Genomic DNA, 7,087 nt, shown 5'->3' on the forward strand with positions numbered 1-7,087 from the left:
GGAAGAGCGGCCCGCGCCCGTTGCGCAGGGCGTTGGCGTACGGGTCCGCCCCCCACGCGTCGCCGTCCGGCCGCGCGGTGTCCAGCACCTCCGGTTCCCGGCTCACCGGGCGGCCGTCCGGGCCAGCCGCGACCACTCGGCGGCGAACCTGCCGCCCGGGGCGAGCGCGGCGACCTCCGCCGCGTCCGCCGCCGTGTCCACGTCCCGCAACGGAGGCAGGTCCCGCACGGTCAGCCCGGCGTCGACCAGCCGGCGCCGTTGCACCGCACCCGTCTCGGGCACCGACATGGGCACCCCGCGCAGCAGGCCCGGATCGGGCTCGGCCAGCCCCAGCGCCCAGAATCCACCGTCCTCGGCGGGGCCGAACCAGGCGTCGCACCCGTCCCAGCCGCCCGGGCCCAGCGCCGGGGCCAGAGCGGCCGCCGTGACCTGGGGGGTGTCCATGCCGATCAGCAGCGTCGGCCCGGTGCAGGCTCCGAACGCGGCGGCGAGCCGCTCGTCGAGCCCGCCCGTGCCCTGCTCCACGACCTCGATGCCCGGCGGCAGCCACGGTCCGGGCGCCCCGGCCAGGACGACGGTGCGCCGCGCGGCCGGCAGGGTCAGGACGGTGTGCAGGGTGTCGGCGAGCGCCGCCTCGGCGAGCCGGGCGGCCTCGGTGGGGGAAAAGGGCGGCGTGAGCCGGGTCTTGACCCGCCCGGGCAGCGGTTCCTTGGCGATGACCAGCACGGTCGTCGCACCGGCCGGGCTCACTGCGGCACCCCCACCGGCACCGGCGGCTCGCCCAGCACGGCCCGCATGTCGCGGACCGCGTGCCAGGTGCCGAGCCAGGTGCCGGTGACCTTCGACTTACCGGTGCGCGCGAGGTACGGGACGTCCGTCTCGGCCACCCTCAGCCCCGCATCGGCCGCCCGCACCACCATCTGCAGCGGATAGCCGCTGCGCCGGTCCGTCAGCCCGAGCGCCAGCAGATCGGCGCGACGCCCGGCGCGCATGGGACCGAGGTCGCGCAGCCGGAGCCCGGTGCGACGGTGCAGCATCCGGGAGAGGGCGGCGTTTCCCGCCCGTGCGTGCAGCGGCCAGGCGCCGCGCTCCTGAGGGCGCCGCCGCCCGAGCAGCAGATCGCACTCGCCGTCGGCCACCCGGCGGACGAAGCCGGAGAGGAGGGCGGGGTCCAGCGAGCCGTCGCAGTCGCAGAAGCAGACGAACTCCGCCTCACTGGCGAGCAGCCCGGCATGGCAGGCCGAGCCGAAACCGCGCCGCGGCTCGTGCACCACGGTCGCGCCCAGCGCGCGCGCCACATCGGCCGAACCGTCGCCCGAACCGTTGTCCACCACGACCGCCCGCCAGCCCCGGGGGACGCGGGCCAGCACACCCGGCAGGGCCGCTGCCTCGTCGAGACAGGGGAGAACGATGTCGGCGCGGGGGCCTGAGTCATCGGAAGGAAGGGTCACCCGGCTCACCCTACGGAGCGAAAACCGGCATTTCGGACTTTGGTTTCTTACGAAACCCGGACGTCGCCCGTCACGGGCCCGCTCGCGATTCCGGCCGCGCCACCGCTGGTGCCAGGGTGGTTCCCATGCAGACGACCCCCGGCACACCGCCTCCCGCCGCCCCGGCCCGCGGGCATGTCCTCGTGGTCGACGACGACCCGACCGTCGCGGAGGTCGTCGCCGGTTACCTGACCGGGGCCGGTTACGACGTCGCCCGGGCGGCCGACGGACCACGCGCCCTCGCGCTGTACGCGGCGCGCCGGCCGGACCTGGCGGTTCTGGACCTGATGCTGCCCGGCATGGACGGCTTCGAGGTCTGCCGCCGCATGCGGGCACACGGGCCGGTCCCGGTCATCATGCTCACCGCGCGCGGCGACGAGGACGACCGCATCCTCGGCCTCGAAACGGGCGCGGACGACTACGTGACGAAACCCTTCAGCCCGCGCGAGCTCGTGCTGCGCGTCGACTCCGTGCTGCGCCGCGCGAGGGCGGCCGCCGCCCCGGTCGCCCACCCCGCGCTGCTGGAAGGGGCGGGACTGGTCCTCGACCCGGCCGCCCGAAGCGCGACCTGCGGCGGACGGCCGCTGGGCCTGACCCTCCGCGAGTTCGACCTGCTCGCCTTCCTCCTGCGCCACCCGGGCCGCGTCTTCGGCCGGGAGGAGCTGATGCGGGAGGTCTGGGGCTGGGACTTCGGCGATCTGTCGACCGTCACGGTGCATGTACGCCGCCTGCGCGGGAAGGTCGAGGCCGACCCGGCGCGCCCGGAGCTGATCCGTACGGTCTGGGGCGTCGGCTACCGCCTCGATCTGCCTTCGGAGCCGCTCACCGGAGCGTCGTCATGACCGACCTGCTCCTCATCGCCCTGTTCGCCTTCCTCGGCGCCGCCGCCGCCGGACTGCTCGGGGCGCTCGCGCTGCGGCTCTCCCGGCACCGCTCACTCGTCGTGTCGCTGAGCATCGTCGCCACCGTGGCCGTCACCGCGATGCTCGCCGGAACCCTGGCAGTCGCCTGGGCGATGTTCCTGTCACCGCACGACCTGACCGTGGTGACGACCGTCGTCGCCATGGCCGCCGTCGTCTCGCTCGTCACCGCGCTGCTGCTCGGCCGCTGGGTCGCCGCCCGGAGCCGCGAACTGACCCTGGCCGCCCGCTCCTTCGGCGACGGCGGCACCTTCGCGGCGCCCGAGGCCCCGGCCACCGCCGAACTCGCCGCCCTCACCCGCGAACTCGCCGCCACCAGCGCCAAGCTGGACAGCTCGCGCGAGCGGGAACGCGCCCTGGAGACCTCCCGGCGCGAACTCGTCGCCTGGATCTCGCACGACCTGCGCACCCCCCTCGCGGGGCTCCGCGCCATGGCGGAGGCGCTGGAGGACGGCATGGCCGCCGACTCGCCGCGCTATCTGCGCCAGATCCGCACCGAGGTCGAGCGGATGAACGACATGGTCGGCGACCTCTTCGAACTCTCCCGCATCCACGCCGGCTCGCTCGCCCTGACCCCCACCCGGGTCTCCGTCTACGACCTCGTGGGCGACGCCCTGGCCGGAGCGGACCCGCTCGCCCGCGAGCACGGGGTGCGGCTCGTCGGCGGGCGGATCGAGGAGGTGCCCGTGGAGGTGGACGGCAAGGAGATGAGCCGGGTCCTCGGCAACCTCCTGATCAACGCGATCCGCCGGACGCCCGCCGACGGCACGGTCGCCGTCGCGGCCCACCGCGCGCGGGACGGGGTGGTCCTCTCGGTGACCGACGGCTGCGGCGGCATTCCGGAGGAGGACCTGCCGAGGGTCTTCGACACCGGGTGGCGCGGCAGCCACGCCCGTACGCCGCCGGCCGGCGCGGGTCTGGGACTCGCCATCGTGCGGGGGATCGTGGAGGCGCACGCCGGGCGGGCCGAGGTCCGCAACGTCACCGGCGGCTGCTGCTTCGAGGTGACGCTGCCGCTCGGGTGAGCCTCAGACCGGCAGCGCCGCGCCGGCCTCCCGCAGCGGGGCCGCCGCGAAATCGGCCATGCCCTCGGCGAACCCCACCTCCGGCCGCCAGCCCAGCTCCTCCCGCAGCCGCCGCGAGTCCGCCGTGACATGGCGTACGTCCCCGAGCCGGAACTCCCCGGTCACCACCGGCGCGGGACCGCCGTGGGCCGCGGCCAGCGCCCCGGCCATCTCGCCGATCGTGTGCGGCTCGCCGCTGCCGGTGTTGTATGCCGCGAAGCCGCCCGCAGCGCGGGAGCCCACGGCCTCCAGCGCCACCGTGTTCGCGGCGGCCACGTCCCGTACATGGATGAAGTCGCGCCGCTGACCGCCGTCCTCGAACACGCGCGGCGCCTCGCCCCGGGCCAGCGCCGACCGGAAGAACGACGCCACACCCGCGTACGGCGTGTCGCGGGGCATGCCGGGCCCGTACACGTTGTGGTAGCGCAGCGAGACCGCGCTCCCGCCCGTCGCCCGCGCCCAGGACGAGGCGAGGTGCTCCTGTGCGAGCTTCGTCGCCGCGTACACGTTGCGCGGGTCCGTCGGAGCGTCCTCCGCGACAAGGCCCGGTGCCAGCGCGGCCCCGCAGTCCGGACAGCGCGGCTCGAAGCGGCCCGCCGACAGGTCGGACCGGTCCCGGGGGCCCGGACGGACGGTGCCGTGCCGCGGACAGGAGTACCGGCCCTCCCCGTACACGACCATCGACCCGGCCAGCACCAGGCTCCGCACCCCGGCCCCGGCCATCGCGGCGAGCAGGACGGCTGTGCCCAGGTCGTTGCAGCCCACGTACTCCGGGGCATCCGCGAAGTCCTTGCCCAGACCGACCATCGCCGCCTGGTGGCACACCGCGTCCACCCCGTGCAGCGCACGGTCCACGGCCGCGCGATCCCGTACGTCCCCCACGAGCATCCGCCCGTCGGTGGTGTCACCGGCCGCCCGGTGCACGGCGTGACCGTGCGCCGACGGCAGCAGCGCGTCCAGCACCACCGCCTCGTGCCCGGCAGAGGTGAGACTGCGGACGATCTCCGACCCGATGAACCCGGCTCCGCCGGTGACAAGTACGCGCATGAACGCCACGCTAGGACGCGCGCGGCCCCGTCACGCGCCTTGGCGGCGGCACGTCACGGGACCGTAAGCCTTCGGCCTCCAGGTCAGTCGCCGCTCACCGGCCGACGGCAGTTCGACGAAAGGTCCTAGGATTCCCGCATGGACCTGACCGTGCAGGACGTGGACCGGTTCGAGGCGGCGCGGCCCCGGCTGGAGGCCATCGCCTACCGTCTCCTCGGTTCGGCGACCGAGGCCGAGGACGCCGTGCAGGACACCTTCCTGCGCTGGCAGTCCGCCGACACCGCGCGGATCGACGTCCCCGAGGCGTGGCTGACCAAGGTCCTCACCAACCTCTGCCTCAACCAGCTCACCTCCGCCCGCGCCCGGCGCGAGACCTATGTGGGCGCCTGGCTGCCCGAGCCGCTGCTCGCCGGGGACTCCATGCTGGGCCCCGCCGAAACCGCCGAGCAGCGCGAGTCCGTCTCGTACGCCGTGCTCACGCTCATGGAGCGGCTGACGCCCGGAGAGCGGGCGGTCTATGTGCTGCGCGAGGCGTTCGGCTATCCGCACCGGGAGATCGCGGAGATCCTGGACCTCGGTGAGTCCGCCGTCCAGCAGATCTACCACCGGGCGAAGAAGCACATCGCCGACGGCCGGACCCGCGCCGAGGTGGACGAGGCGGCTGCCCGCCGGGTCATCGAGGAGTTCCTGCTCGCCGCCGCCGGAGGCCGTACCGAACCGCTGGTGGAGCTGCTGACCTCGGACGCGATCTCCATCGGGGACGGCGGCGGCAAGGTGCCGGCCGGGACGAAGCCGTTCCTGGGGGCGAAGGCCGTCGCGACGTTCATGCGCGGCCTGCTCAAGCCGGGCAAGGCGAAGACCGCGCTCACGGGCGGCTCGGTCGAGCTGCATCTGACGAACGCCAACGGCTCCGCCGCCGTCATCGCGGTCGCCGGGGACCGGGTCATCGGCGTGATGTCCATCGAGGTCACCGCCGAGGGCATCGCTTCGTTCCGCAACCAGGCGAACCCGGACAAGCTGGAGCGCGTGAACCGGCACTGGGCGGCCATGGAACACGGAAAACCGCTGCTCACGGCGTTCTGACCGGCCGGTGACGCACGTCACAACCGCTACCTGTCAGAAAAGCGCGGGCTGCTCGGTTCAAGGGGCGCACCACCCCAACGGGCCGTTTCACGTGAAACACCGGCATGGAGCCGTTTCACGTGAAACGTCCCGACCGGAGCGGACCCGTGCGAGACAGGAGCAGGCACATGCAGCAGCACCGCATCATCGTCCTCGGAGCCGGCTACACCGGAGCGGTCGCGGCGGGCCGCGTCGCCAGGCGGCTGCGCCGGGAGGACGTCAGCGTCACCCTCGTGAACGCGGAGCCCGACTTCGTCGAGCGCGTCCGCATGCACCAGCTCGCAGCCGGCCAGGACCTCAGGCCCCGCCCCTTCGCGGAGATGTTCTCGGGCACCGGCGTGCAGCTGAGGATCGGCCGGGTCACCGCCGTGGACGTCGAGCGCAAGAGCGTCACCGTCCAGGGAACGGAGGGCGAGGCGGAGTTGGCCTACGACACCCTCGTCTACGCCCTCGGCAGCGCCTGGAACACCCAGGACGTCCCCGGGGTCGCCGAGTACGCCCACGAGATCGCGAGCCGCCCCGGCGCACTCCGGCTGCGCGACCGCCTGGCCGATCTGGCGCCCGGCCGGCCCGTGGTCGTCGTCGGGGGCGGGCTGACCGGCCTGGAGGCGGCGACCGAGTTCGCGGAGGCCCGCCCGGACCTCGACATCGCCCTTGCCGTACGCGGCGGACTGGGCGACTGGCTCTCGGACACCGGCCGCCGCCACCTGCGCAAGGTGGTCGACCGGCTCGGCATCACCGTCCATGAGCACACCGCCGTCGCGGAGGTGGGGGCCGGGCACGTCACCACGGCCGAGGGCACCTCGTTCCCGGCGGAGGTCACCGTCTGGACCACCGGCTTCGCGGTCCACCCGCTGGCGGCCGCCACCGCGCTGGAGACCGGTGAGAACGGCCAGATCGTGGTGGACGCCACCATGCGGTCGGTCTCGCACCCGGATGTCTACGCGATCGGGGACGCGGCTCTCGTCGCGGGCCCCGGCGGCAAGCCGCTGCGGATGTCCTGCGCCTCGGGCATCCCCACCGCCTGGCAGGCGGCGGACACGATCGCGGCCCGCCTCGCCGGCACCAAGATCCCGTCCACGCCGCTGCGTTACTTCAACCAGTGCATCTCGCTGGGCCGCAAGGACGGCCTGATCCAGTACGTCACCGCCGACGACCGGGCGGTCCGGGCGGCGCTGCGGGGACGGCTCGCCGCCCTCTACAAGGAGGTGGTCTGCAAGGGGGCCGCCTGGGGCGTGGCGAACCCGACCACCGGTCTGCCGGTCCGCCGCCGCCCGGTCGCGGCACAGCGCCCCCGGACGGCACCGGCGACCGCCGGGCAGCGGTGAGCGGAGCCGGTCACAGGAGGCGTTCCGGCAGCGGCCCCGCGCTCGGTGTCCGGGCGCGGGGGCCGTCCGGGGTGACGTACTCGACGCCGCCCAGCGGGTCCGCCGTCACCTCGCCG

General features: G+C 74.5%; 7 protein-coding genes. 4 read left to right on the plus strand and 3 right to left on the minus strand.

All coding sequences use genetic code 11. The annotated features are described in order from the left end of the window. Window positions 1–102 precede the first annotated feature (102 nt). Complete coding sequence (locus MHW47_RS29955; protein WP_239226971.1) at window positions 103–750, minus strand: DUF2064 domain-containing protein; 648 nt, start codon at window positions 748–750, stop codon at window positions 103–105. Beyond that, a complete protein-coding gene (locus MHW47_RS29960; protein ID WP_239226973.1) occupies window positions 747–1,451 on the minus strand; it encodes a glycosyltransferase family 2 protein in 705 nt (234 codons plus the stop codon). Before MHW47_RS29960 ends, MHW47_RS29955 begins: the two co-directional genes overlap by 4 nt. Before the next feature lie 125 nt (window positions 1,452–1,576). Here MHW47_RS29960 and MHW47_RS29965 point away from each other — a divergent pair, with 125 nt between their 5' ends. Both MHW47_RS29965 and MHW47_RS29970 read left to right on the plus strand, forming a co-directional pair. Beyond that, the gene (locus MHW47_RS29965) at window positions 1,577–2,332 is read left to right on the plus strand and encodes a response regulator transcription factor (RefSeq protein ID WP_239226975.1); all 756 of its coding nucleotides are present in this window, start codon (window positions 1,577–1,579) and stop codon (window positions 2,330–2,332) included. Further along, complete coding sequence (locus MHW47_RS29970) at window positions 2,329–3,435, plus strand: sensor histidine kinase KdpD (protein ID WP_239226976.1); 1,107 nt, start codon at window positions 2,329–2,331, stop codon at window positions 3,433–3,435. Before MHW47_RS29965 ends, MHW47_RS29970 begins: the two co-directional genes overlap by 4 nt. Window positions 3,436–3,438: 3 nt before the next feature. Here the strand turns inward: MHW47_RS29970 and MHW47_RS29975 are convergent, their stop codons facing one another. After that, a complete protein-coding gene (locus MHW47_RS29975; protein WP_239226977.1) occupies window positions 3,439–4,521 on the minus strand; it encodes an NAD-dependent epimerase/dehydratase family protein in 1,083 nt (360 codons plus the stop codon). A 138-nt stretch (window positions 4,522–4,659) separates the two neighbouring features. Between MHW47_RS29975 and MHW47_RS29980 the strand changes: the two genes are divergently transcribed. Together MHW47_RS29980 and MHW47_RS29985 are read left to right on the plus strand one after the other, a co-directional pair. Next, entirely contained in the window at window positions 4,660–5,604 is a 945-nt protein-coding gene (locus tag MHW47_RS29980) for an RNA polymerase sigma-70 factor (RefSeq protein WP_239226978.1), read from the plus strand. Window positions 5,605–5,771: 167 nt separating this feature from the next. Beyond that, window positions 5,772–6,971, plus strand: a complete 1,200-nt coding sequence (locus MHW47_RS29985) for an NAD(P)/FAD-dependent oxidoreductase (RefSeq protein WP_239226979.1) — start codon at window positions 5,772–5,774, stop codon at window positions 6,969–6,971. Window positions 6,972–7,087: the final 116 nt, after the last annotated feature.

This window comes from Streptomyces sp. OfavH-34-F (genome assembly GCF_022347745.1).
Lineage (GTDB): Bacteria > Actinomycetota > Actinomycetes > Streptomycetales > Streptomycetaceae > Streptomyces.